Genomic DNA, 20,420 nt, shown 5'->3' on the forward strand with positions numbered 1-20,420 from the left:
GGTTCTAACCGGCATGAACACTCACGAGCCCCCGGGCTAGGCTGGCCCGGTGCCTCGTGTGGTGATCCTCGACTACGGTTCCGGCAACCTCCGCTCCGCCGAACGCGCCGTCGCGCGCGCGGGCGCCGAGGTCGAGGTGACCGCCGACCCGCATGCCGCGGTCGAGGCCGACGGGCTGGTCGTCCCGGGGGTGGGCGCGTTCTCCGCGTGCATGGCGGGGCTGCTCGGCGTGTCCGGGCACCGGATCATCGGCAAGCGGCTCGCGGGCGGGCGCCCGGTGCTGGGCATCTGCGTCGGCATGCAGATCCTGTTCACCCGCGGCGTCGAGCACGGCGAGGAGACCGAGGGCACGGGGGAGTGGCCCGGCACGGTCGAGCGGCTCCACGCCGACGTGCTGCCGCACATGGGCTGGAACACCGTGCGGGCGCCGTCCAGCTCGCTGCTGTTCTCCGGGATCGACCCGGACGAGCGGTTCTACTTCGTGCACTCGTACGCCGCGCGCCGGTGGGAGCTGGACTCCGGGCTGGCCGGCCGCCAGCCCGAGGTGACCTGGGCGAACCACGGCGAGGACTTCGTCGCGGCGGTGGAGAACGGCCCGCTGTGGGCCACGCAGTTCCACCCCGAGAAGTCCGGCGACGCGGGCGCGCACCTGCTGCGCAACTGGCTCGGCACGCTGTAACCCCGCCTCTGCTGGGTGGTGAGCACGGCCTTTAGGCTGTCCGCGTGACTTTCACGCTCCTTCCCGCAGTTGATGTGGCCGATGGCCAGGCGGTCCGACTCGTCCAGGGCGAGGCCGGCACCGAGACCTCCTACGGCAGCCCGCTCGAGGCGGCGCTCGCCTGGCAGCGCGACGGCGCCGAGTGGATCCACCTGGTGGACCTCGACGCCGCGTTCGGCAAGGGCAGCAACCGCGAGCTGCTGGCCGAGGTCGTCGGCCGGCTCGACGTGTTGGTGGAGCTCTCGGGCGGCATCCGCGACGACGCCTCGCTGGAGGCCGCCCTGGCCACCGGCGCCCGCCGGGTGAACCTCGGCACCGCCGCCCTGGAGGACCCGGACTGGACGGCGAAGGTGGTCGCCTCCCACGGCGACCGCGTCGCGATCGGCCTGGACGTGCGCATCACCGGGGCCGGCCACCGCCTCTCGGCCCGCGGCTGGACCTCCGACGGCGGCGACCTGTGGGAGGTCCTGGACCGCCTGGACCGCGACGGCGCCACCCGCTACGTGGTCACCGACGTCAGCAAGGACGGCACCCTGCGCGGCCCGAACCTCGAGCTGCTGCGTGAGGTCTGCGCCCGCACCGACGCCCCCGTGATCGCCTCCGGCGGAGTGTCCAGTGTGGACGACCTGCGGGCGTTGGCCGCGCTGGCCGGTGACGGGGTCGAGGGGTCGATCGTCGGCAAGGCGCTGTACGCCGGGGCGTTCACGCTGCCTGAGGCGCTGGCCGCCGTTCGCTGAAGCTGGTGCTGCTCGTGAGTGGTTATGACGGTTCTAACCGGCATAACCACTCACGAGCCCGGCGCTGAACCGTCGTGGCTCAGGACTCCGGCTCGTCCAACGTGATCGCGATGCCGATGGTCCGCTGTGGCCCGCCGCGCAGACGGCTGAAGAACATCATCACCTGGCCGACCACTCCGTACCCGCGGGCGATGGCGCGGCGGACGCGCTCGCTGCCCTCGTTGTCGAGGAGACGGGCGGTGCCGGTGGCCGTGGCGCCGTGGGTCTTCTTGCCGCGCACGTCGCAGGCCTGCACCTCGACGCGGCCGCTGTTGCGGATGCGCTTGACCTTGCCGGTGTCGCGTTCGGACCAGATCACCAGGTCGTCGCCGTCGCGGGCGGCCCAGACGGGGGACGGCACGGCGCGGCCGTCGCGGCGGAAAGTGGTCAGCACGACGTACTTCTCCGCCGACAGGCGCTCCAGCTCCGAGGACATGTGTCCACAGTAGCCGGGTTCAGTCCGTGCCGAGCCACTCGTAGTCCGGCGCCGGGTCGAGGACCACGGCGTTCGCGACGGCCACCAGCTCGTCCCGCGGCTGGCGGCCCGAGACCGTGAGCCAATGGCCGGACGGCAGCTGCACGGCGACCATGCCCTCCAGCGGCCCGGCCGGGGCGCGGTAGGCGCCGGTGCCGCCGCGGACGGGAACCGGCGTCGTGCCACCGAGTCCGGGCGAGCCCGCGCCGGCCGTCACGTGCAGGGCGGCGACGCGCGGGGCGGTGTCGGCGCTCGCGTCCAATGCGGTGCTGCCGTCGCCGGGGGAGCCGCCCTGGACGGTCGTCGAGAACTCCCGCAAGCCGCCGGGCAACGGGCCGAAGCGGGCCTCGCCGCGCACGCGGGCCGGATCGTCGGTGGTCACCGACTCGGCGACGTCCTGGGCGACGGTCCGCGCATCCGGCACGGCTTCGACGGCCACGGTCAGCACGTGCCGGTCGTCGGCCATCCAGGTCAGCAGTGCGGCGGTGCCGGTGTCGCCGGTGACCATGCCGACGCGGCCGCCGACCACCACCTGGTCCTTCAGCGCGGCGATGCGCAGCGCGGTCTGCGACCAGTCCGGGTCCGCCGTGGAGTATGCCGAAAGCGTGATCCGGCCCGGCCCCGCGAGCCAGCGCCGCACCTGCGGCGTGATGCCCGGCCCGGATGAGCGGTACTGCTCGGTGAATCCGTCCGGCAGCCAGCCCGGGGTGAACGACACGATCGGGCGGCCCGCGGCGGCGGTGACCTGCTCACCGGGCATGGCGTGCAGCACGATCGGGACCCCGGCGGTCACCGCGATCACGGCCGCGGCCACCGCGGCCAGGGCCAGCCGGGGACGGCTGCGGCGGCGGCCCTGCCGGGCGCGGGCCAGCGCGTTGCGTACCTCGTGCCCGTCGGGAGCGCGCTCGGCGAGCCGGTCGAGGCCCTCGCGCAGCAGCGTCTCGGTCTCCTGCTCGGACAGCTGGTTCATTCTCCGGCTCCGGTCGTGAGGACGGTGGGCAGCGGGCTGACGCAGGTGCGCAGGGTGGCCAGCGCGCGGGAGATCTGGCTGCGCACGGTCGAAGCGCCGCAGCGCAGCACCTCGCCGATCTCGGCGTCGGAATAGCCCTCGTAGTAACGGAGCACGATCGCCGCGCGCTGCTTGCGCGGCAGCGTCGCGAGCAGCGCGAGCATCTCGTCACGCGCGTCGTAGGCGGCGCTGGGGTCGGCTTCGGGCGGGCTGAGCGAGTCGAGCACCTCGTGGCTGGACGAGACCACGCGCCGCACCGCGCGCCGTCGCCAGGACAGGTACTCGTTGGTGACCATCCGGCGCACGTAGGTGGGCGGCGAGTCGATCTTCGCCCAGTGCTGCTGGGCGCGCAGCAGCACCTCCTGGACGATGTCCTGCGCCAGGTGCGGATCGTCGGTGAGGACGGTCGCGTACCGCAGGAGCCCGTCGAGGCGGTCCTCGACGAACTCGTCGAAACTCGTGGTCACCCCCCTAGGACGCGCGAGGGGGCCGAACTGCTGCATCGGACCCCCAATTCGCCGCTGACCAGCATAGACTCCCGGCCGTGGACGAGCTGCGGCGGTGAAAGCCGCGGTGGCCGGCGGCGGGATCGGCGGGCTCGCGCCCAACGCGCTGCGGGCGCTGGACGTGCTCGGCGTCGGGGACCGGGTGCGGGCGCACGCCGCCGCCGGTCGCGTTCCACCGGGCCGAGCTGTACCGCGTGCTGCTCGAAGAGCTGCCGGACGGCGTCGTGCGCACCGGAGCCGAGGTCCGCGAGGCGTCCGAAGTGGACGCCGACCTGGTGGTGGCCGCGGACGGTGTCCACAGTGGCCTCCGGCGGCAGCTGTTCCCCGCGGCGCGGGAGTCGGTGTTCCGGTGCTGCTCGGCGCCCTCGTCCCGCTGATGCCGGCGTCGGTGATCCGGCGGCGGACCGAGCCGATCCGGGGCTGGTCGCCGCCGTCGCGGTGACGTGCTCCTCCGGGCGAAACCGGTCGCAGGCGGACGCTAGGCTGAATGGCATGTCTGTCGCGGTCAGGGTGATCCCGTGTCTCGACGTCGACGCGGGCCGGGTGGTGAAGGGCGTCAACTTCGCCGACCTGCGCGACGCCGGCGATCCGGTCGAGCTGGCCCGGCTCTACGACGCCGAAGGGGCCGACGAGCTGACGTTCCTCGACGTCACCGCGTCCTCCGGCAACCGCGAGACCACCTTCGACGTGGTCCGCCGCACGGCCGAGCAGGTGTTCATCCCGCTCACCGTCGGCGGCGGCGTGCGGTCCAACGACGACGTGAACCGGCTGCTGCGCACCGGCGCGGACAAGGTGAGCATCAACACGGCCGCGATCGCGCGCCCGGAGATGCTGCGCGAGGCCTCGCGCCGGTTCGGGGCCCAGTGCATCGTGCTTTCGGTCGACGCGCGGCGCGTGCCCGAGGGCGGCGAGCCGACGCCGTCCGGCTTCGAGGTGACCACCCACGGCGGGCGCCGGGGCACCGGCATCGACGCGGTGGAGTGGGCCGCGCGCGGCGAAGAGCTGGGCGTCGGCGAGATCCTGCTCAACTCGATGGACGCGGACGGCACCAAGTCCGGCTTCGACCTCGGCCTGATCGAGATGGTGCGCGCGGCCGTGCGGGTGCCGGTGATCGCCAGCGGCGGCGCGGGCGCCGTCGAGCACTTCCTGCCCGCGGTGCAGGCGGGCGCCGACGCGGTGCTGGCCGCCAGCGTGTTCCACTTCGGACAGTTGAAGATCGGCGAGGTCAAGGCCGCGCTGCGCACCGGCGGGGTGGTCGTCCGATGAGCCTGGACCCGGCCGTTTCCGCGCGGCTCAAGCGAAACGCGGACGGGCTGATCGCCGCCGTCGTCGTCGAGCACTCCACTTCGGACGTGCTGATGATGGCCTGGATGAACGACGAGGCGCTCGAGGCCACGCTCACCACGCGGCGCGGCACGTACTACTCGCGCAGCCGCCAGGAACTGTGGGTCAAGGGCGAGACCTCGGGGCACGTGCAGCACGTCCGCGAGGTGCGGATCGACTGCGACGGTGACACAGTGCTGCTGCGCGTGGACCAGACCGGACCGGCCTGCCACACCGGCAGCCACAGCTGTTTCGACACCGAAGAGCGCCTGCTCCTCGCCGAAGAGAGTGAGAACGCCCCGTGACCGTCGTCGCGAACATCCTGGTGGGCCTCGTCGCCCTGATTCACGTGTACATCGTGATCCTGGAGATGTTCCTCTGGACCAGCCCGCGGGCCCGCGCGGCGTTCGGCACCACCGAGGCGTTCGCGCAGGAGAGCAAGGCGCTGGCCGCGAATCAGGGGCTGTACAACGGTTTCCTGGCCGCCGCGCTGGTGTGGGGCCTGATCGCCACCGACCCGACCGGCTTCCAGCTCAAGCTCTACGGCCTCGCCTGCGTGATCGTGGCCGGCCTCTACGGCGCGGCGACGGCGTCGAAGCGGATCCTGCTGGTGCAGGTGCTGCCGGCCGTGCTGGCGCTGGTCTTCCTGCTGCTGGCCCGCTGACGCTCAGTCGATCTCGCCGGTCAGGTAGCGCTGCAGGTTCGGCGCGACGGCCGCGACCAGCGTCTCCACGTCGGCCGAAGCCATCGGCTCGAACTGGACGATGTAGCGGACCATGCCCAGGCCCACCACCTGCGAGGCGCACAGCGTGACCCGCAGCTGGACCCGGTCGGAGCCGAGACCGCCGATCAGCTCGGCGAAGAACTTGCCGAAGAAGTCGTGCAGCACGGCGGCGGCTTCCTCACGGTCGGCGACGCTGCGGATGAGGGCCCGGAAGACAGTTCCGCCGGCGCCGTCCCAGCGGGTGACGAAGGTGCGGACGATGCGCTCGCCGAACTGCTCGTCCGGGCCGTCGCGCAGGGCCTCGACCAGTTCCATCGGGCTGAACGGCAGCTGGAGCACGGCCTGGGCGAACAGGCCCTCCTTGCCGCCGAACCAGTGGTTGACCATGGCCGCGTCCACGCCGGCGCGCGCGGCGATCGTGCGGACGGTCGCGCGTTCGTAGCCGTTCTCGGCGAACACTGCGCGCGCGGCGTCGAGCAGCGCGGTGCGGGTGTCCTGCCCGGCCGGCCGCCGGCCCCGGCGGCGGGAGGTAGTGTCCTCAGTGCTCACGGGTCCATCTTGACCCTTCGCCGCGGTAAATTCAACGGCCACTGAATTCAGGGCCCGCCCACGGCGCGTTCCGGTCCGAGCGGCACAATGAGCCCATGGTCAGCTCAGCAGCAGGCAACCCGGCCGGGCCGGGCCCGGTCAGTCCCACTCGAGCGGAGTTCCGCAGCCTGGCCGAGAGCCGCCGCGTGATCCCCGTGGTGCGCAAGGTGCTCGCCGACGGCGAGACCCCGCTCGGCGTCTACCGCAAGCTCGCCGCGGACCGGCCCGGCACGTTCCTGTTCGAGTCGGCGGAGAACGGCGCCTCCTGGTCGCGCTGGTCGTTCGTGGGCGTCGACAGCCCGGCCGCGCTGACCGTGCGCGAGGGCAAGGCGGTCTGGACCGGCACGCCGCCGGTCGGGCTGCCGGTCGAGGGCGACCCGCTGCAGGTCCTGCGCGCCACCGTCGAAGCGCTGCACACCGAGCCGCTGCCCGGGCTGCCGCCGCTGACCGGCGGCATGGTCGGCTACATCGGCTACGACGCCGTGCGCTGGCTGGAGAAGCTGCCCGAGTTGGCCGAGCGCGACCTCGACATCCCCGAGCTGACCATGCTGCTGGCCACCGACCTGGCGGCGTTCGACCACCACGAGGGCACCGTCACGCTGATCGCGAACGCGGTCAACTGGGACGACTCGCCCGAGCGCGTGGACGCGGCGTACGACAGCGCGCTGGAGCGGCTTTCGGCCATGACCGAGCAGCTGCGCGTGCCCGCCCCGCCGACCGTAGCGACGTTCGACCGGCCCGCGCCGGCGTTCACCCGCCGCCGCGCCAAGGAGGACTTCCACGCCGCGGTCGACAAGGCGGTGGAGGCGATCAAGGCCGGCGAAGCGTTCCAGGTGGTGCCCTCGCAACGGTTCGAGATCGAAACGGGCGCCGACGCGCTCGACGTCTACCGCGTGCTGCGCACGTCCAACCCGAGCCCGTACATGTACCTGCTGCGCCTGGAGGGCTTCGACATCGTCGGGTCCAGCCCGGAGTCGCTGGTCACGGTGCGGGACGGGCGGGCGACCACGCACCCGATCGCGGGCACGCGCTGGCGCGGCGCCGACCCGGAGGAGGACGCGCAGCTGGCCAAGGACCTGCTGGCCGACGACAAGGAGCGCGCCGAGCACCTGATGCTCGTCGACCTCGGGCGCAACGACCTGGGCAAGGTCTGCCGCCCGGGCACCGTGCGCGTGGTCGACTTCTTCCAGATCGAGCGCTACAGCCACGTGATGCACATCGTGTCCACCGTGACCGGCGAACTGGCCGAGGGCCAGACGGCGTTCGACGCGGTCACTGCCTGCTTCCCGGCCGGGACGCTGTCTGGGGCGCCGAAAGTGCGCGCCATGCAGCTGATCGAGGAGCTGGAGCCGGTGCGCCGCGCCCTGTACGGCGGCGTGGTCGGCTATCTGGACTTCGCCGGCGACGCCGACACGGCCATCGCCATCCGCACCGCCCTGATGCGCGACGGCGTCGCGTACGTGCAGGCGGGCGGCGGTGTGGTGGCCGACTCGGTGGCCGACTACGAGGACACCGAGTCGCTGAACAAGGCGCGCACGGTGCTCTCGGCCGTGGCCGCGGCGCAGACCATGGTGCCGGCGGACCGGCTGGACCCGGCCGAGGACTCCGCCGGTGTCTGAGCCGGAAGAACCCGTTGGCCGGCCGGATGAACGGCCCTCGCGTCGTCCACTGTGGATGATCATCGTGGCGCTGCTGCTCGGCGCGCTGGCGCTGTGGGGCGCTTCGCGGCTGGCCTGGTTCGCCGAATTCCGTGACGAGGGCGTCCGCGGCACCGTGCTGTACACCGAAAGCGGCGAGCAGCGGGCCACGGCGCTGGTGCCGCTCGCGCTGCTGGCGCTGGCCGGCGTCGCGGGCGTGATCGCCACCGGCGGCTGGGCCCGGCGCGTGCTCGGCGTGGTGCTGGTGCTGGCGGGCGTCGCGGGGGTCTGGAGCGGGGTGGCCGGGGTGCGGTTCGGCGGGTACGCCGCCGGACTGCCCGTCACCGAGATGCTCGCGGGCCGGGGGATCGCGGTGCTCGGCGGAATTCTCGTGGCGTTCGGCGGGTTGGCAGCGATCAAGGGCGCGGGGACCGCACGGCGGCTCGGCTCCCGGTACGCGGCGCCGGGCGCGAAGAAGGCCGGGCGCGATCCGGACATCGAGCTGTGGGACGCGCTTTCCGAGGGCGAGGACCCCACCGCGGGCCGCTGATCGCCCGGCGGGGAAGGGAATCACCACCGCGGCGCCACCCGGGACGGGCCGCTCTTCGAGCGGGGGTTAGCATCGTTTCGGCGGGAAGGGGAAGGTTTTTGTGAGCGACCTAGCGAAGGAATCGGTGGGCTCGACGGCCCCGGCACCGGGTGGGGGCACCCGGTGAGCGTGCTCGAGGACATCGTCGCCGGTGTGCGGGAAGACCTCGCCGTGCGCGAGGCGGCGCTGCCGTTCGACGAGCTGAAGGCCCGCGCGGCCAAGGCCCCGCAGCCCCGTGACGTGATGGCCGCGCTGCGCGAGTCCGGCATCGGCGTGATCGCCGAGGTGAAGCGGCGCAGCCCGTCGAAGGGCGAGCTGGCCGAGATCCCCGACCCCGCGGCACTGGCCAAGGACTACGAGGACGCCGGTGCGCGCGTGATCAGCGTGCTCACCGAGCAGCGCCGTTTCGGCGGATCGCTGGCCGACCTCGACGCCGTGCGCGCCGCCGTGGACATCCCGGTGCTGCGCAAGGACTTCGTGGTCAGCCCGTACCAGGTGCACGAGGCCCGGCTGCACGGCGCGGACATGGTGCTGCTGATCGTCGCGGCGCTGGAGCAGAACGCGCTGGCCGCGCTGCTCGACCGCGTCGAGTCGCTCGGCATGACCGCGCTGGTGGAGATCCACAACGCCGAAGAGGCCGACCGCGCGCTGGAGGTCGGCGCCAAGGTGATCGGTGTCAACGCGCGCAACCTGCACACGCTGGAAGTGGACCGGGACGTCTTCTCCCGCCTCGCCCCGGGGCTGCCGTTCGAGGTGTTCAAGGTCGCCGAGTCCGGCGTCCGCGGCCCGGGCGACCTGATGTCGTACGCCGGCCACGGCGCCGACGCCGTGCTGGTGGGCGAGGGCCTGGTGGCCTCGGGCGACCCGAAGGGCGCCGTCGTGAAGCTGGTCACCGCCGGTTCGCACCCGGCCTGCCCGAGGCCCTCGCGGTGACTGACGGGCAGCACGGCAAGCACGACCCGGACGAGCGCGGCTACTACGGCCCGTACGGCGGCCGGTTCATGCCGGAGGCGCTGATCGGCGTCGTGGACGAGGTCGCGGCCGAGTACGAGAAGGCGCGCCGCGACCCGGAGTTCGTCGCCGAGCTGAACCGGCTGCTCAAGGACTACGCGGGCCGCCCGTCGCTGCTGACCGAGGCCAAGCGCTTCGGCGAGCACGCGGGCGGGGCGCGGGTGTTCCTCAAGCGCGAGGACCTGAACCACACCGGCTCGCACAAGATCAACAACGTGCTGGGCCAGGCGCTGCTCACCCAGCGCATGGGCAAGAAGCGAGTCATCGCGGAGACCGGCGCCGGCCAGCACGGCGTCGCCACGGCCACCGCGTGCGCGCTGCTGGACCTGGACTGCATCGTCTACATGGGCGAGGTCGACACCGAGCGGCAGGCGCTGAACGTGGCGCGGATGAAGCTGCTCGGCGCCGAGGTCGTGCCGGTCAAGACCGGTTCGCGCACGCTCAAGGACGCGATCAACGAGGCGCTGCGCGACTGGGTGACCAACGCCGACACCACGCACTACCTGTTCGGCACCGCCGCCGGGCCGTACCCGTTCCCGATGATGGTGCGCAACTTCCACCAGGTGATCGGCCAGGAGGCGCGCGAGCAGATCCTGGCGCAGGCCGGGCGGCTGCCCGACGTCGTCGCGGCGTGCGTCGGCGGCGGCTCGAACGCCATCGGCATCTTCTCCGGCTTCTACGACGACCCCGGGGTGCGGCTGGTCGGGCTCGAGCCCGGCGGCGAGGGCATCGACGGCAATCGCCACGGCGCCACCCTGACCAAGGGCAGCCCGGGCAACCTGCACGGCGCGATGTCGTACCTGCTGCAGGACGAGGATGGCCAGACCGTCGAATCGCACTCGATCTCGGCCGGGCTGGACTACCCGGGCGTCGGGCCCGAGCACGCCTGGCTCAAGGACTCCGGCCGCGCCGAGTACCGGCCGGTCACCGACGCCGAGGCGATGGACGCGTTCCGGCTGCTCTCACGCACCGAGGGCATCATCCCGGCGATCGAGTCGGCGCACGCGCTCGCGGGCGCGCTGGTGCTGGGCCGCGAGCTGGGGCCGGACGGGCTGATCGTGGTCAACCTCTCCGGCCGGGGCGACAAGGACATGGACACCGCGGCGAAGTGGTTCGGCCTGGTGGACAGCTCGGAGACCTCGGAGGCCTCGGAGGAGGGCAAGTGAGCGGCCTCGACGAGGTGTTCGCGGCCACGCGGGCGGAGGGCCGGGCCGCGCTGGTCGGCTACCTGCCCGCCGGATTCCCCACCGTCGAGGGCTCGAAGGACCTGCTGGCCGCGACCGTGGACGGCGGCGCGGACCTGGTCGAGGTCGGCGTCCCGTACTCCGACCCGGTGATGGACGGCCCGGTCATCCAGGCCGCCGCCGAGTCGGCGCTGGCCGGCGGCTTCCGGCTCAAGCAGCTGTTCGACGTGGTCGAGTCGGTCTCTTCGCGCGGCGGCAAGGCCGTGGTGATGACCTACTGGAACCCGGTGCACCGCTACGGCGTGGACGCGTTCGCCCGCGACCTGGCCGCGGCCGGCGGCCTGGGCATGATCACCCCGGACCTGATCCCGGACGAGGCCGGCGAGTGGATGGCCGCCTCACAGGCGCACGGGCTGGACCGGATCTTCCTGGTCGCGCCGTCCTCGTCGGAGGAGCGCATCGCGAAGACGGTCTCCGCGTCTTCGGGCTTCGTCTACGCCACGGCGGTCATGGGCGTCACGGGCGCCCGCGACGCGGTGGGCGTCCACGCGGAGGACCTGGTCCGCCGCACGCGCGCCCACACGTCCCTCCCGATCGGCGTCGGCCTCGGCGTCCGCTCCGGCGACCAGGCGGCTCAGGTGGGTGCTTTCGCCGACGCGGTGATCGTGGGCTCCGCGCTGGTCACTGCCGCCGCTTCGGGTCCCGACGGGGTTCGCTCGCTGGCGGGAGAGCTGGCGGAAGGCGTTCGGCGGGCTGTTACCCCGGCCTGATCGGGGTCTGGTTCGCCGGCTCGTTTGCTCGACGGAAACTGTCGGTGGTCGTTCGTACACTCTCGGTGTGATGATCAACCGAGGGGGAAACGAGCGGGCATGGCAGACTGGGAGTTCAGAGCGACGTCGAGCGCGGACGGTGGTGAACCGAGATGGTGGCTCCTGCTGAACCCGAGTTCCGAGTGGCGAGCCGGCCGGATGGCTGGACCGTCGACCAGGTGCTTGCGCTGCCCGAAGAGCACACCTCCGGCAACCGGGTCGAGCTGGTCGACGGGGTACTCAACGTGAGCCCGGCCCCGGCATCGGCTCATCAGCGGCTGTTGCAAAAGCTCCAGCTGGCATTGGCGCCGCGGCTCCCGGAGGGCACCGAGCTGCTGCCGGGCGTCAACGTCCGGTTCGGCGAGAAACGGTTGCTGATCCCGGATTTCGTCGTGCTGACCTGCCCAGCGGTCGACACCACCTGGTACTCGGCGACCGACTTGCTGCTGGTCGCGGAGATCGAGTCGCCGTCGACGCGGGTGCAGGATCGGATCCTGAAGAAGGCGCTGTATGCCGAGGCGCTGATCCCGTACTACCTGCTCGTCGACCCGGCCCAGGCGCCGGTGGCCGCCACCGTGTTCGGGCTGGACGGCGGGGAGTACGTGCCGGTCGGGAAGAGCGAGGGTGGCGTGCTGGAGCTGGCGGAGCCGTTCGCGGCGCGGGTGGATCTTCGCGGCTGAGGGTGGCGGTTCGCGCTGAAGCGCCTGCCCTCAGCGGAGATGTCGGCTGATCTTGCTGCTGGAGCGGCGTTTCCCCGCCGCGGAGATCGCAGCTGATCTTGCTGCTAGGGCAGCGTTCGCCCCCGGCGGAGACCGCGGCTGAACGTTGGGGCGCAAGCGTTTGTCCCCGGTCCGCCGCTGGCGTTTGTACGAATCGTGTACGCCGGACGCGCACAGTCGCGGGTATGGCTATCGACATCGGACACTTGCCCCGGCGGGCGTTTCTGCGCGGGGCGGCCGGGATGACGGCCGCCGCGGCGGCGGGTCTGCTGCTGCCCGGCCTGGCGCGCGCGGCCGGCGAACCGCGGATCTACAGCTGCGCCGAATGGGGCGCGCGCCCGCCCGCGGACCCGCTCACCACGCTCGACCACCCGGCCAACCGGATCCTGATCCACCACATCGACTGCCCCAACAGCACGGACTACTCGCTCGCGCACGCGTTCCAGGTCGCGCGCGACGATCAGGCCGACCACATCGACAACAACGGCTGGTCCGACACCGGCCAGCACTTCACCGTCTCGCGCGGCGGCTACCGCATGGAAGGCCGGCACGGCAGCCTCGACGCGTTGCGCAGCGGCGACAAGATCGTCCGCGCCGCGCACTGCCCGGGCCAGAACGACAACGCCATCGGCATCGAGAACGAGGGCACCTACATGACCGTCGAGCCGCCCGAGGCGCAGTGGTCGTCGCTGGTGGTGTTCTGCGCCTACATCTGCACGCAGTACGGCATCCCGGTCGAGGAGATCAAGGGCCACCGCGACTACTACAACACCGATTGCCCCGGCGACAAGCTGTACGCCCGGCTGCCCGAACTCCGATCCGACGTCGCCGCGCAGCTGGCCAACCGCTGAAGGCTCGTGAGTGTTCATGACGGTTAGAACCGGCATGAACACTCACGAGTCTCTCAGTGCAGCCAGCGCATCACTGAGCACAGCGATTCCGCGTCCAGCGCCCCCAGCTCCGCGATCTCGCCGCGGCGCACGTCCATCAGCGTCGTGGCGAGTTCTGGGCCGAAGGCGGATTTCAGCACGTCGTCGGCTTCGAACGCGGCCACCGCTTCGGCCAGTGACCGCGGCAGCCGGGTGACGCCCGCGGCCGCGGCTTCCTCCGGGGCCAGCGTGCCCGGATCGACGTCGACCGGCTCGGGCAGACCGGCGCCGGAATCGAGGCCGGCCAGCCCGGCGAAGAGCAGGCTCGCGACGACGAGGTACGGGTTCGCCGTCAGGTCGAAGCACTTCACCTCCAGGTTCGCCGCCGTGTCGCGCTCGCCGGGCGCGCCGCGGATCAGGCGCAGCGGCGTCTCGCGGTTTTCCAGTCCCCACGCGGTGAAGGCGCCCGCCCAGTGGTGCGGCTCCAGCCGCAGGTAGCTGAGCACCGAGGGCGCGCCGACGGCCAGCAGCGCGGGCAGCCGCGCCAGGATCCCCGCCCCGAACGACGAGGCCTCGGCAGTCAGCCCGAACCGGCCGTCGCCGCCGGAGCACAGGTTCCGCGAGCCGTCCCAGATACTCAGGTGCACGTGCCCGCCGTTGCCGACCCCGCCGGGCGCGAACTTCGGCGTGAACGACGCCCGCAGCCCGTGGTCGGCGGACACCGTGCGGATCGTTTCGCGGGTCAGCACCGCGAGGTCCGCCGCGCGCACCGGGTCCGCGGCCGCCACCGACAGCTCGAACTGGCCCGCCGCGTACTCCGGGTGGACCTGCTCCACCTCGACGTGCTGACTGTCCAAAGCGGACACCAGCGCGCGCAGGTAGCCGGCGTTGCCGGTCAGCCGTGAGTAGCCGTACGCCGGGCCGGGCAAGGGATCGCCGCCGGGACCGGTGACGACCCACTCGGTCTCGAACGCCATCCGCGCGGAGTAACCCCGTTCGGCCAGACGCGCGACGGCCGAGGCGGCCATTGCCCGCGCGTCCTGCGGGTGCGGCGCGCCCTCCTGGTCGTACTTCAGCGCCGGCGCCCACGCCCAGCCGGACGGCGACGCGAGCACCGTCAGCGCGTCGAGGTCCGGGTGCAGCCGGAGGTCGCCGACCGGGCCGCGCGAGTAGGCGCCGTCGGTGATCGTGTCCGTGCAGAGGAAGAAGTCGAACGAGTTGGACGCGCCGACGCCCCACGCGGCGGCGGACGCGAGCCGGCCCACCGGCACCGCCTTGACCCGCGAGATCCCGGAATTGTCGACGAAGGTCAGCGCGACCAGCTCGACCCCCGCGCGGCCCAGCGAGGCGGCGGCTTCGGTGCCGCGCCGTGAAAGTCCCGCCCGATCGAGCTGGCTCATCGTTCTCCCGCGAGGTTCACTGTGTACCGCGGACGAACCGTCCACGCTGGCTTTTTAGGAGCGCATCGTGTCAGACCCCGCCGAAACCCGTCCAGCGCTGCGCCGCACCTTGTCCGTGTGGCAGGCCGTCGGCCTTTCGGTGGCGCTGATGGCCCCGAGCATGGCCGCCAACATCAACCCGCAGCAGACCGCGGCGGCGGCCGGTCGCGCCGTGCCGCTCGCGTTCCTGCTGTCCGCCGCCGGGGTGCTGCTGGTGGCGTACGGCTTCGTCCGGCTCTGCCAGTACTACCAGCACGCCGGCTCGGTGTACGCCTTCGTCGGCGCGACGCTCGGCCCGCGCGCCGGCGTGGTCTCGGGCATCGGGCTGCTCGGCACGTACACCTTCTACGCCGTGGTCACCAGCTCCGCGGCCGGCACACTCGGCACGGCTTTCCTGACGCAGGTGGGAATCTGGCCGGACCCGCCGTGGTGGGGGCCGTTCGTGCTGACCGCGGTCGCGCTCGTCGGCAGCTGGCTGCTCGCCGTGGCGCCGGCGCGCCGCGGCACCAGCACCCTGCTGGCGGTGGAAGGCGCGACGATCGCGCTGATCCTGCTGGTCACCGTGATCATCCTGGTCCGGCTGATCGCCGGGAACGCGCCGGGCGGCGGCCGGTTCACGCTGGAGGTCTTCACCTTCACCCCGGACGCCGGGCTGTCCGGCGTCTTCCTGGGCGCGGTGTTCGGATTCCTGTCGTTCGCCGGCTTCGAGGCGGCCGCGACGCTGGGAGAGGAGACCCGCGACCCGCGCCGGAACATCCCGCGCGCCATCCTCGGCACGGCCATCTTCGGCGGCGCCTACTTCGTCATCGTCACCGCCGTCGAGATGATGGCGTTCCGCTCCGACGCAAAAGCCTTCCACGACTCGCCTTCCCTGCTGGGCGACCTCGGCGGCCGTTTCGTCGGCTCGTGGGTCGGCGACGTGATCAGCGTGGGCGCGGCGGTCAGCGCCTTCGGCTGCTGCCTGGCCTGCGTCGTCGGCGGCTCGCGCCTGCTCTTCGCCCTGGGCCGCGACGCCTTCGACGGCCGCGGCATCGGCCGTACGTCCGCGAAGGGCACTCCGGTCGCCGCGGTGACGGCCGTGGCACTCGCGGCCGCGCTGATCATCGTGGTGTGCGCGGTGTTCTTCGGCGCCACGGCCGCGGACACGTTCGCGTGGAGCGGTTCGATCGGCACGTTGATCTTGCTGGTGATTTATCTGCTCACCACCCTCGGCGCGATCCTGCTGCTGTTCGTGCGGCGCCGGATGCGCGTGCCGTGGTGGCACCTGGTCTTCCCGCTCGGCGCGCTCGCCGTGCTGGGCTACACGGTGTACGTGAACGTGGTGCCGTATCCCACGGAGGGCCCGGCCCAGTGGTTCCCGGTGGTCGCCGGGGCGGTGCTCGTGCTGGCGGTGATTTTGGTGCTCGCCGCGCCGGGGCTCGCCCGTCGGGTGGGGGAGAAGCTGGCGATCGCCGAAGAGAGTCCGTGACCGCCGGTTCCGCGGAACCCGGGCGGCATCAGCGCCATGGCCGGGCGTCCAGCTCTGATCGCGGCGCACGAGAAACCGTGCTCACCGCGCCCGGTTTCGCCCGTAGGGTGGGGGAAACGCCGAAGGAGGGCCATGAACGAGCTGCTGCCGTTCGTCGCCGAGTTGCCGTTGATCGATCACCATTGCCACGGCGTGGTCACCCAGGAAGTGGACCACGACGGCTTCGAGCGGATGCTCACCGAGGCGGACACCGTCTCGCCGCTGGGCACCTCGCTGTTCGACTCGCTGGTGGGCCTTGCCGTACGCGAGCGTTGTGCGCCGGTGCTGGATTTGCCGAAGCACGCGCCGGCCGTTGACTACCTCGCTCGTCGGGCCGAGTTGGGGGCCGAGGAGGTCAACCGGCGGTTCCTGCGGGGCACCGGGACCACGGACTTCTTGCTGGACGGCGGTTTCCAACCCGAGTCCCTGACCTCGACCGGGGAGTTCGCCGCGCTGGCGGGCGCCCGCGCGCACGACGTGGTCCGGCTGGAGCAGGTCGCCGAGGACGTGGTGCGCGGCGGGACCACGGCGGCCGGGTTCGCCGCGGACTTCGGGGAAGAGCTGGGCAAACGGGCGGCAACGGCGGTCGGGCTCAAGTCGATCGCCGCGTATCGCGTGGGGCTCGAGCTGTCCGGCGAACGGCCTACCGACACCGAGGTCGCCGGCGCGGCCGGGCGGTGGCTGGCGCGGGCGGCCGGTGGCGCGCCCGTCCGGCTGGCCGACGAGGTACTGCACCGCCACCTCGTCTTCACCGGCCTCGACCTCGGCCTGCCCGTGCAGTTCCACGTGGGCTACGGCGACTCCGACGTCGACCTGCACCGCTGCGACCCGCTGCTGCTGACCGGCCTGCTGCGCGCCACCCGCGGTTGCGGCGTGCCGATCCTGCTGCTGCACAACTACCCGTTCCACCGCAACGCCGCGTACCTCGCGCAGGTCTTCGAGCACGTGTTCGTCGACGCCGGGCTGATCACGCACAACGCCGGCTTCCGCGCGCCCGCGGTGCTGGCCGAGGTGCTGGAGCTGGTGCCGTTCGGCAAGCTGCTGTTCTCCACCGACGCGTTCGGCCTGGCCGAGCTGTACCACCTGGGCACGGCGCTGTTCCGGCAAGGCCTTTCCGACTTCCTGCGCGGCGCCCTGGTCGCCGACGCACTGTCCGAAGTGGACGCTGTCCGGCTGGCGCGGCTGGCCGGGCACGAGAACGCTGCCCGAATCTACCGCTTGGAGCCGAGATGACCGACCTGTTCACGAGCTGGCGTGCGGCATTGGCCGAAGAGCTGCCCGCGGCCGTCGAGCTTCGGCACCGGCTGCACGCCGACCCGCGCGGGTCCGGCGACGAGGACGACACCGCCCGCGTGGTCGCCGCGGCGCTCGGACTCGGGGAAGGCGAGCGCGTCGCCAAAACCGGCCGGCTGATCCGGGTTCCCGGCGAGCACTCCGGGCCCCCGGTGGCGCTGCGCGCGGAGATGGACGCGCTGCCGGTGATCGAGCGCACCGGCGTGGCCTGGGCGTCCGGATCCGGCCTGATGCACGCGTGCGGGCACGACGTGCACCTCGCCGCGCTGGTCGCCGTCGTCCGCGCCGCGCGGGGGCTGGACCTGCCGCGCCCGCTCGTCGCCCTGCTGCAGCCGCGGGAGGAGACCGCGCCGTCCGGGGCGCTGGACATCGTCGAGTCCGGGGTCCTGGAGGAACACGGCATCAACACCGTGATCGGTGCCCACGTGCAGCCGCGGCTCGCGTACGGCGTGGTTTCGGCCGTGCCCGGGCCGGTGAACGCCTCGACCGACGAGTTCGAGGTCGTGCTGCACGGCCAGGGCGGCCACGCCGGCTACCCGCACCTGCTGCGCGACCCGGTGCTGGCGCTGGCCCAGCTCGTGGTCAGCCTGCAGCAACTGGCCAGCCGCCGGATCGACCCGGTGCACGGCGCCGTCTGCTCGATCGGCCGGATCCAGGCGGGCACGGCGTCGAACGTGGTGCCCAACACCGCCACCGCGCTCGGCTCGCTGCGGCTCATGCGCTCGGTGGACCGCGACCGCGCGCTGGAGGTGCTGGCCGAGATCGTGCACGCCACCGCGCAGGCTCACGGCTGCACCGCCGAACTGCGGATCAGCCCGTGCGAGCCGGTGCTGGTCAACGACCCGGCGCTGGCCGTGGCGGCACAGGACTGGCTGGTCCGCGGCGGCGCCGACGTCGACGTGGACTTCCGCTCCTTCGGCGCCGACGACTTCGCGCACTACTGCGGCGCGGAGAGCCGCGGGCTGATGCTCTTCGTCGGCCTCGGCGACACCGCGGGCGCGCCCAGCCTGCACGACGAGGTCTTCCTGCCCGAGGACGGCGCCGTCGCCCAGGTCGCGGGCGCGCTGATGGCCGGCTACCTGGCCGCGCTGGAGCCGGGCGGCTACGCCTGAGGAAAGGCGGCCTGATCACCCACGGGTCATCCAGCCGTCACCAGGGCTTCGGTGGCTCCCCGACCACGGCGGACGGCCGACGCGCTACGGTGGCCGCGTGTATTCCGCCTCGGCAGCCTTCCTGGCCACGATCCCGAGCCCCGACCGCGGGGTCTGGCACCTGGGATTCATCCCGATCCGCGCCTACGCACTCTGCATCATCGCCGGCATCATCGTGGCGATCTGGTGGGGTGAGCGGCGCTGGGTGGCGCGGGGCGGCACCAAGGGGACCGTGATCGACATCGCGGTGTTCGCCGTGCCGTTCGGCCTGGTCGGCGGCCGGCTGTACCACGTGATCACCGACCCCGAGCTGTACTTCACCGCGGGCCGCAACCCGTGGAACGCCTTCGCCATCTGGGACGGCGGCCTCGGCATCTGGGGCGCCATCGCCCTCGGCGCGGTGGGCGCGCTGATCGCCTGTCGCCGCAAGGGCATCCCGCTGCCGGCGCTGGCCGACGCGATCGCCCCCGGCATCGTCACGGCGCAGGCCATCGGCCGCATCGGCAACTACTTCAACCAGGAGCTCTACGGCGCGCACACCGACCTGCCGTGGGGCCTGGAGATCTACCAGCGCTTCAACCCGGCCAACCCGGACGACACCCTCAACGGCATCGCCACCGGGCACATCCCGCTGCCGGACAGCCCGGTGCAGCCGACCTTCCTGTACGAGCTGATCTGGAACCTGCTGATCGCCGGGCTGGTGGTGTGGGCCGACCGCCGGTTCAAGCTCGGGCACGGGCGCGCGTTCGCGCTGTACGTCGCCGGCTACACCGTGGGCCGCTGCTGGATCGAGCTGCTGCGCACGGACACGGCCAACCACATCCTCGGCCTACGGGTGAACGTGTGGACCTCGATCCTGGTGTTCCTCGGCGCGGTGATCGTGATGGTGGTGGCCAAGAGCCGCGGGCCGCGCGAGCTGCCGGAGACGTTGCGCAGCCGCGGGGACGAGCGTGACGCGGAGACCGCGGAGCCGTCGGACGAGCAGGCCGGTGAGCCGGCCGCGGAAGAGGCGGCGGACGAGACCCGCGACGAGGTCACGGTCGACGCCGGATCCTCGGCCGCGTCGACCACCTCGGCGGCGTCGGCTGAATCGGCGGCTCCGGAGGCCGACAAGCCCGAGAAATCCTGACCCCAGCCCGTTTCTCAGCCGAAAGCCCCGTCCCTGGCCAGGGACGGGGCTTTCGGGTTTGACGGGTTCAGCTGAGCAGCGAGTTGCCGAAGTAGTCGTCGTCATCGCCGCCGCGGTCGTCGCGGCGGGAGCGACGTGCGGGCGGCGAGGGCGGGGCAGGCGGGTCCTGCCGCCGCGGTTCGGCATCGCGGTCGCCCAGCGGGTCGGCGAACTCGTCCTCCTCCGGCGCGACGAACCGGGGTGCTTGCGGCGGGGCGGCGTGCCGGCTCTGGTCGGGCTCGGGCGGGGCCGAAGGCGCCGAATGCCCGCGGTCGCCGAGCGGATTGGTGAACTCGTCGTCCTGCGACGCCGGTTTCGGCTGAGTCGTCGGGTGATGCTGGGGCGCGGCGTGCCGGCCCTGCCCGGATTCCGGCGGGGAATCGGGCGAAGCCGTGGGCTCGTCCGAGGCCGGGGCCTGGTACGAGTTGGTGCTGCTCGCGAGCGGGTCCTCGTTCGAGAAGCCCACGGGCGCCACCGGCCCGGCCGGGTATGCCGGGCGCCCGGAGTCGGCGATCTCGTTGCGTGAGCCGGCGCGGGCTTCGAGGACTTCTTCCGGGGTCAGGCCTTCTTCCAGCTCCTCGTAGATGTCCTTGCTCTCAGCCAGCTTCGGGGTCGCCAGCGCCCGCACCTCGGGGTCGGCGAACGCCCGTCCGGACGCGACGTCCTCCCACTTGAATTCGCCGGCGTCGACTTTCCGCTTCACCAGCCGCAGTTCGGCCGGGGCGTCCGGCTTCGAGGCGGCGGTCTTCAGCGCTTCGATCCGCTCCGGGGTGTCCGGCCGCTGGACCGGCTTCAACCGGATCTTTTCCAGATCCTTCAGCAAGTCCTGCGATTTGCGCGTGGTGCGGTCCAGCGCGGACTCGGCCTCGCGGATCTCCGGTGTCTTCCAGGCGTCCTGCGCGGGCGTGGGCCGTGACATGACGGC

The 20,420-nt window shown here is 72.4% G+C and carries 23 protein-coding genes; 17 read left to right on the forward strand and 6 right to left on the reverse strand.

Translation table 11 applies throughout. The annotated features are described in order from the left end of the window. The first annotated feature begins 58 nt into the window (after positions 1 to 58). Both hisH and priA read left to right on the forward strand, forming a co-directional pair. Complete coding sequence (gene hisH, locus OG371_RS28830) at positions 59 to 679, forward strand: imidazole glycerol phosphate synthase subunit HisH (RefSeq protein ID WP_329073287.1); 621 nt, start codon at positions 59 to 61, stop codon at positions 677 to 679. Between the two features lie 44 nt (positions 680 to 723). Beyond that, the gene (priA, locus tag OG371_RS28835; RefSeq protein ID WP_329058409.1) at positions 724 to 1,455 is read left to right on the forward strand and encodes a bifunctional 1-(5-phosphoribosyl)-5-((5-phosphoribosylamino)methylideneamino)imidazole-4-carboxamide isomerase/phosphoribosylanthranilate isomerase PriA; all 732 of its coding nucleotides are present in this window, start codon (positions 724 to 726) and stop codon (positions 1,453 to 1,455) included. Between the two features lie 79 nt (positions 1,456 to 1,534). Here the strand turns inward: priA and OG371_RS28840 are convergent, their stop codons facing one another. The 3 genes from OG371_RS28840 to OG371_RS28850 are packed head-to-tail and all read right to left on the reverse strand — an operon-like array spanning position 1,535 to position 3,445. Beyond that, on the reverse strand, positions 1,535 to 1,930 hold the full coding sequence (locus tag OG371_RS28840) for a PPOX class F420-dependent oxidoreductase (protein WP_329058411.1): 396 nt from the start codon (positions 1,928 to 1,930) through the stop codon (positions 1,535 to 1,537). A 19-nt stretch (positions 1,931 to 1,949) separates the two neighbouring features. Next, positions 1,950 to 2,939, reverse strand: a complete 990-nt coding sequence (locus tag OG371_RS28845) for a hypothetical protein (RefSeq protein ID WP_329058412.1) — start codon at positions 2,937 to 2,939, stop codon at positions 1,950 to 1,952. Next, on the reverse strand, positions 2,936 to 3,445 hold the full coding sequence (locus OG371_RS28850; RefSeq protein ID WP_329058413.1) for an RNA polymerase sigma factor: 510 nt from the start codon (positions 3,443 to 3,445) through the stop codon (positions 2,936 to 2,938). The genes OG371_RS28845 and OG371_RS28850 overlap by 4 nt, the downstream gene beginning before the upstream one ends. A 233-nt stretch (positions 3,446 to 3,678) precedes the next feature. On the opposite strand from OG371_RS28850, the gene OG371_RS28855 reads away from it, so the two are divergent. The 4 genes from OG371_RS28855 to OG371_RS28870 all read left to right on the forward strand — a co-directional run bounded on the left by OG371_RS28855 (position 3,679) and on the right by OG371_RS28870 (position 5,471). Further along, on the forward strand, positions 3,679 to 3,861 hold the full coding sequence (locus OG371_RS28855) for a hypothetical protein (protein WP_329058415.1): 183 nt from the start codon (positions 3,679 to 3,681) through the stop codon (positions 3,859 to 3,861). Positions 3,862 to 3,976: 115 nt separating this feature from the next. Beyond that, positions 3,977 to 4,750, forward strand: coding sequence for an imidazole glycerol phosphate synthase subunit HisF (gene hisF / locus OG371_RS28860; protein WP_329058416.1), 774 nt, complete (start codon positions 3,977 to 3,979; stop codon positions 4,748 to 4,750). After that, entirely contained in the window at positions 4,747 to 5,112 is a 366-nt protein-coding gene (hisI, locus tag OG371_RS28865) for a phosphoribosyl-AMP cyclohydrolase (protein WP_329058417.1), read from the forward strand. The genes hisF and hisI overlap by 4 nt, the downstream gene beginning before the upstream one ends. Beyond that, positions 5,109 to 5,471 carry a DUF1304 domain-containing protein gene (locus OG371_RS28870; protein WP_329058418.1) on the forward strand — a complete coding sequence of 121 codons (363 nt, stop codon included), beginning with the start codon at positions 5,109 to 5,111 and terminating at the stop codon, positions 5,469 to 5,471. The genes hisI and OG371_RS28870 overlap by 4 nt, the downstream gene beginning before the upstream one ends. 3 nt (positions 5,472 to 5,474) lie before the next feature. Here OG371_RS28870 and OG371_RS28875 read toward each other — a convergent pair whose 3' ends face one another. Then, positions 5,475 to 6,080 carry a TetR/AcrR family transcriptional regulator gene (locus OG371_RS28875; protein WP_329058419.1) on the reverse strand — a complete coding sequence of 202 codons (606 nt, stop codon included), beginning with the start codon at positions 6,078 to 6,080 and terminating at the stop codon, positions 5,475 to 5,477. A 95-nt stretch (positions 6,081 to 6,175) separates the two neighbouring features. Between OG371_RS28875 and OG371_RS28880 the strand changes: the two genes are divergently transcribed. From OG371_RS28880 to OG371_RS28910, 7 genes are all read left to right on the forward strand, one after another. Next, positions 6,176 to 7,738, forward strand: a complete 1,563-nt coding sequence (locus OG371_RS28880; RefSeq protein ID WP_329058420.1) for an anthranilate synthase component I — start codon at positions 6,176 to 6,178, stop codon at positions 7,736 to 7,738. Between the two features lie 55 nt (positions 7,739 to 7,793). After that, positions 7,794 to 8,306 carry a Trp biosynthesis-associated membrane protein gene (locus OG371_RS28885; protein ID WP_329073288.1) on the forward strand — a complete coding sequence of 171 codons (513 nt, stop codon included), beginning with the start codon at positions 7,794 to 7,796 and terminating at the stop codon, positions 8,304 to 8,306. Positions 8,307 to 8,468: 162 nt separating this feature from the next. Continuing rightward, entirely contained in the window at positions 8,469 to 9,278 is an 810-nt protein-coding gene (trpC, locus tag OG371_RS28890; protein ID WP_329058421.1) for an indole-3-glycerol phosphate synthase TrpC, read from the forward strand. Then, positions 9,275 to 10,522, forward strand: coding sequence for a tryptophan synthase subunit beta (trpB, locus tag OG371_RS28895; protein ID WP_442875999.1), 1,248 nt, complete (start codon positions 9,275 to 9,277; stop codon positions 10,520 to 10,522). The genes trpC and trpB overlap by 4 nt, the downstream gene beginning before the upstream one ends. After that, positions 10,519 to 11,310: a tryptophan synthase subunit alpha gene (gene trpA / locus OG371_RS28900; RefSeq protein ID WP_329058422.1), complete on the forward strand. Its 792-nt coding sequence runs from the start codon at positions 10,519 to 10,521 to the stop codon at positions 11,308 to 11,310. Before trpB ends, trpA begins: the two co-directional genes overlap by 4 nt. Before the next feature lie 152 nt (positions 11,311 to 11,462). Further along, positions 11,463 to 12,029 carry a Uma2 family endonuclease gene (locus tag OG371_RS28905; protein WP_329058424.1) on the forward strand — a complete coding sequence of 189 codons (567 nt, stop codon included), beginning with the start codon at positions 11,463 to 11,465 and terminating at the stop codon, positions 12,027 to 12,029. A gap of 230 nt (positions 12,030 to 12,259) precedes the next feature. Then, positions 12,260 to 12,919: a peptidoglycan recognition protein family protein gene (locus tag OG371_RS28910; RefSeq protein ID WP_329073290.1), complete on the forward strand. Its 660-nt coding sequence runs from the start codon at positions 12,260 to 12,262 to the stop codon at positions 12,917 to 12,919. Between the two features lie 53 nt (positions 12,920 to 12,972). On the opposite strand, the gene OG371_RS28915 is transcribed toward OG371_RS28910, so the two are convergent. After that, positions 12,973 to 14,337, reverse strand: coding sequence for a glutamine synthetase family protein (locus OG371_RS28915; RefSeq protein WP_329058426.1), 1,365 nt, complete (start codon positions 14,335 to 14,337; stop codon positions 12,973 to 12,975). 67 nt (positions 14,338 to 14,404) lie between these two features. On the opposite strand from OG371_RS28915, the gene OG371_RS28920 reads away from it, so the two are divergent. From OG371_RS28920 to lgt, 4 genes are all read left to right on the forward strand, one after another. Further along, positions 14,405 to 15,844: an APC family permease gene (locus OG371_RS28920; RefSeq protein ID WP_329058427.1), complete on the forward strand. Its 1,440-nt coding sequence runs from the start codon at positions 14,405 to 14,407 to the stop codon at positions 15,842 to 15,844. Between the two features lie 132 nt (positions 15,845 to 15,976). Further along, positions 15,977 to 17,116: an amidohydrolase family protein gene (locus tag OG371_RS28925; protein WP_329058428.1), complete on the forward strand. Its 1,140-nt coding sequence runs from the start codon at positions 15,977 to 15,979 to the stop codon at positions 17,114 to 17,116. Further along, positions 17,113 to 18,288 carry a M20 metallopeptidase family protein gene (locus tag OG371_RS28930; RefSeq protein ID WP_329058430.1) on the forward strand — a complete coding sequence of 392 codons (1,176 nt, stop codon included), beginning with the start codon at positions 17,113 to 17,115 and terminating at the stop codon, positions 18,286 to 18,288. The genes OG371_RS28925 and OG371_RS28930 overlap by 4 nt, the downstream gene beginning before the upstream one ends. Before the next feature lie 97 nt (positions 18,289 to 18,385). Next, entirely contained in the window at positions 18,386 to 19,456 is a 1,071-nt protein-coding gene (gene lgt, locus OG371_RS28935; protein WP_329058431.1) for a prolipoprotein diacylglyceryl transferase, read from the forward strand. Positions 19,457 to 19,523: 67 nt separating this feature from the next. On the opposite strand, the gene OG371_RS28940 is transcribed toward lgt, so the two are convergent. After that, complete coding sequence (locus OG371_RS28940; RefSeq protein ID WP_329058432.1) at positions 19,524 to 20,414, reverse strand: hypothetical protein; 891 nt, start codon at positions 20,412 to 20,414, stop codon at positions 19,524 to 19,526. Between the last annotated feature and the right edge of the window lie 6 nt (positions 20,415 to 20,420).

The organism is Amycolatopsis sp. NBC_01480, assembly GCF_036227205.1.
In the GTDB taxonomy this organism is placed as follows: Bacteria; Actinomycetota; Actinomycetes; order Mycobacteriales; family Pseudonocardiaceae; genus Amycolatopsis.

What these genes read in the sequence shown, in the direction of transcription:
- OG371_RS28840 (WP_329058411.1), bottom strand. Translation starts at nt 1,930, where the DNA reads ATGTCCTCGGAGCTGGAGCGCCTGTCGGCGGAGAAGTACGTCGTGCTG.
- OG371_RS28845 (WP_329058412.1), bottom strand. Translation starts at nt 2,939, where the DNA reads ATGAACCAGCTGTCCGAGCAGGAGACCGAGACGCTGCTGCGCGAGGGC.
- hisF (WP_329058416.1), top strand. Translation starts at nt 3,977, where the DNA reads ATGTCTGTCGCGGTCAGGGTGATCCCGTGTCTCGACGTCGACGCGGGC.
- hisI (WP_329058417.1), top strand. Translation starts at nt 4,747, where the DNA reads ATGAGCCTGGACCCGGCCGTTTCCGCGCGGCTCAAGCGAAACGCGGAC.
- OG371_RS28880 (WP_329058420.1), top strand. Translation starts at nt 6,176, where the DNA reads ATGGTCAGCTCAGCAGCAGGCAACCCGGCCGGGCCGGGCCCGGTCAGT.
- OG371_RS28885 (WP_329073288.1), top strand. Translation starts at nt 7,794, where the DNA reads ATGATCATCGTGGCGCTGCTGCTCGGCGCGCTGGCGCTGTGGGGCGCT.
- OG371_RS28905 (WP_329058424.1), top strand. Translation starts at nt 11,463, where the DNA reads ATGGTGGCTCCTGCTGAACCCGAGTTCCGAGTGGCGAGCCGGCCGGAT.
- OG371_RS28915 (WP_329058426.1), bottom strand. Translation starts at nt 14,337, where the DNA reads ATGAGCCAGCTCGATCGGGCGGGACTTTCACGGCGCGGCACCGAAGCC.
- OG371_RS28925 (WP_329058428.1), top strand. Translation starts at nt 15,977, where the DNA reads ATGAACGAGCTGCTGCCGTTCGTCGCCGAGTTGCCGTTGATCGATCAC.
- OG371_RS28930 (WP_329058430.1), top strand. Translation starts at nt 17,113, where the DNA reads ATGACCGACCTGTTCACGAGCTGGCGTGCGGCATTGGCCGAAGAGCTG.
- OG371_RS28940 (WP_329058432.1), bottom strand. Translation starts at nt 20,414, where the DNA reads ATGTCACGGCCCACGCCCGCGCAGGACGCCTGGAAGACACCGGAGATC.